Origin of the sequence: Pseudomonas sp. KCJK8993, assembly GCF_046230915.1 — a bacterium.
Taxonomy (GTDB): Bacteria; Pseudomonadota; Gammaproteobacteria; order Pseudomonadales; family Pseudomonadaceae; genus Aquipseudomonas; species Aquipseudomonas piscis.
The window spans coordinates 1-2,414 of the sequence record NZ_JBJJLO010000230.1; the positions used below are offsets into that span (position 1 = coordinate 1).

The window sequence follows — 2,414 nt, forward strand, 5'->3', positions numbered from 1 at the left end:
TCTGACCTGGTTCGGGGTAAGTGTCCGGCTCTGACGTGCATTTTGTCCCGCAATCCCGTGGTCGTGGCCAGCAGGGTTCTCCACGGCGATTTCTATGCAATGAACCTGAGCATGGCTATGATGCCTGCCTCACTATGAGGCGGAACCTGATGTCAACGTTGTTAGAGCTTCTTAAAGATGGACGCTTTCACTCGGGGCAAGCCCTTGGGGAAGCACTGGGCGTTAGCCGTAGTGCTATCTGGAAACAGTTGCAGCTTCTTGAGGTCGAGTTGGGCCTTGTCATTCATAAGGTGCGAGGCCGGGGGTATCAATTGGCCTCTCCAATTGCCTTGCTTAGTTCTTCAGAGATTATCCGGCACTCTTCGGGCGATGCCTGGTGTATTCAGATCCACGACTCAATCGACTCTACGAATGCCGAGGCCTTGCGCTCTATCGAGCGCGGAATTCCAGCGCCGCTCCTTGTATTGGCAGAACGCCAGACTGCAGGGCGTGGTCGGCGAGGTCGTAAGTGGGTGAGTCCCTTTGCTGAAAACATCTATTACAGCCTTGTGCTGCGTATTGAGCGAGGCATGCGTCAGCTTGAAGGGCTTAGCCTGGTTGTCGGGCTGGCTGTTATGCATACCCTCAAAGAATGTGGAGTACCAGGGGCTGGATTGAAGTGGCCAAATGACGTCCTGGTTGGTCAAAAGAAGATTGCCGGAGTTCTTTTGGAGTTGGTTGGAGATCCGGCAGACGTGTGTCATGTGGTCCTAGGGGTCGGGATTAATGTGAATATGCAATTGACCGAGGAGGTTGATCAAGAGTGGACCTCGGTCCGGCTTCAGTCTGGCAAGCTGGTCGATCGCAACCATCTGATTGCCCGTTTGAATGAGGTTTTAGCAGGTTACCTGGAGCGCCACCGCTCTGAAGGCTTCTCTGCTATCCAGGAAGAGTGGGAAAGACACCATCTTTGGCAGGGGCGCTCAGTGACTCTCATTGCGGGGGTGCACAGTGTTACCGGCACCGTACTCGGTATCGATCGGCAGGGTGCCTTGCGCTTGAATGTTGCTGATGAAGAGAAGGTGTTCAGTGGTGGTGAGCTCAGTTTGAGGCTGCGCGACGAATCCTGATCGCCAGGCTACAAGAAGGAAGCTGTCGAGCCTAGTCGCTCTGTTCAGTGGGGGTATCCAGGATGCGGGCTTTGGGGCGCCGATTCGTTGGGGTTTGAGAGAGCGGTATGCAGCGCGGTCCTCCGGGTAAGGCTGGAGGCATTTGGCTCAGGGTATGCTCAAGTATTAGTCGGAGCGGTTCTCCAGAGTGGTTAAATGCTGTCCCGAGAGCGCTTTTGTCTGATCTATGTTGGGGGCAAATCTTGCTCCTCCTCTTGAGGTTTTTATGCGCTGGCTGTTTCTTTTGTTGTTGGTCCTCAATGGTTTTTACTACATCTGGCATCAGCAGGAAGCGCCGCTTCGTGCAAAAGAAGTCATGCCTTTGTCGTTGTATCGGGGGGGCCAGCAGGATATTCGCTTGCTGAGCGAGTCTGCGGCCTCAATGGAGAGGCGGGATAGAGGAAAAGAAGTGCAGGTTGATGCGGGGTGTCTCTACCTTGGTGGCTTCGCTCGTCGAGAGCTTGCATTTTCCCTTGAGCAGCGTCTGGTAGGGTTGGGAGTGGAGGCACGGGTGCAGTCTTTGAATATTGCTACAGCGCCGGGGTTCTGGGTGCGTATTGCCCCTGAAAGCAAGCATTTGCTGGATGATTCCCAGCTTCAGAACCTTGCTAAGGAATTCAATGAGTTAAAACATAAAATAATGCCCTGCGAGGGGGTTGCAACTGTCGAATAGGTTGCATAGAATGGCGCCCGCTCCGCAGCGAAGACCTCTAGAGGTTGAAGCAGTAGAGCAGCATCAACGCAGCTAACCTCAAGATTTTATTGAGAAAATGCTTGACAGAAGGGTGGCATGATGTAGAATGTCGCCTCGCTTAGGAGGGGTTCCCGAGCGGCCAAAGGGATCAGACTGTAAATCTGACGTCTACGACTTCGAAGGTTCGAATCCTTCCCCCTCCACCAGATTTAGCGAGAGCTGCAGGCTCCGCGGGTATAGTTTAGTGGTAGAACCTCAGCCTTCCAAGCTGATGATGCGGGTTCGATTCCCGCTACCCGCTCCAAGTTTGCAGGTTTTGCAAAGTGTTACGCTCTTGTAGCTCAGTTGGTAGAGCACACCCTTGGTAAGGGTGAGGTCAGCGGTTCAAATCCGCTCAAGAGCTCCATATGACAAGGCAGATATGAAAATATCTGCCTTTGTTTTAATGGCTTGGGTGACTTGCTTAATTCTTCTCCTAGGGGTGACTTCGATGGCTAAGGAAAAGTTCGAACGTAATAAGCCGCACGTTAACGTGGGTACTATTGGTCACGTTGACCACGGTAAAACCACTT

2 protein-coding genes, 3 tRNA genes and 1 pseudogene are annotated in these 2,414 nt (G+C 52.9%); all 6 read left to right on the plus strand.

What is annotated here, in order from left to right; translation table 11 throughout:
• Positions 1 to 149: 149 nt before the first annotated feature.
• Positions 150 to 1,109, plus strand: a complete 960-nt coding sequence (gene birA / locus ACK6AU_RS31810) for a bifunctional biotin--[acetyl-CoA-carboxylase] ligase/biotin operon repressor BirA (protein WP_409303721.1) — start codon at positions 150 to 152, stop codon at positions 1,107 to 1,109.
• Between the two features lie 265 nt (positions 1,110 to 1,374).
• Complete coding sequence (locus ACK6AU_RS31815; protein WP_409303723.1) at positions 1,375 to 1,821, plus strand: hypothetical protein; 447 nt, start codon at positions 1,375 to 1,377, stop codon at positions 1,819 to 1,821.
• Between the two features lie 142 nt (positions 1,822 to 1,963).
• Positions 1,964 to 2,048: transfer RNA gene (locus ACK6AU_RS31820), tRNA-Tyr, on the plus strand.
• Between the two features lie 24 nt (positions 2,049 to 2,072).
• Positions 2,073 to 2,146: transfer RNA gene (locus ACK6AU_RS31825), tRNA-Gly, on the plus strand.
• Positions 2,147 to 2,172: 26 nt separating this feature from the next.
• Positions 2,173 to 2,248 (plus strand) — tRNA-Thr (locus tag ACK6AU_RS31830).
• Positions 2,249 to 2,332: 84 nt separating this feature from the next.
• Positions 2,333 to 2,414: pseudogene (locus ACK6AU_RS31835) on the plus strand (elongation factor Tu); the annotation flags it as partial.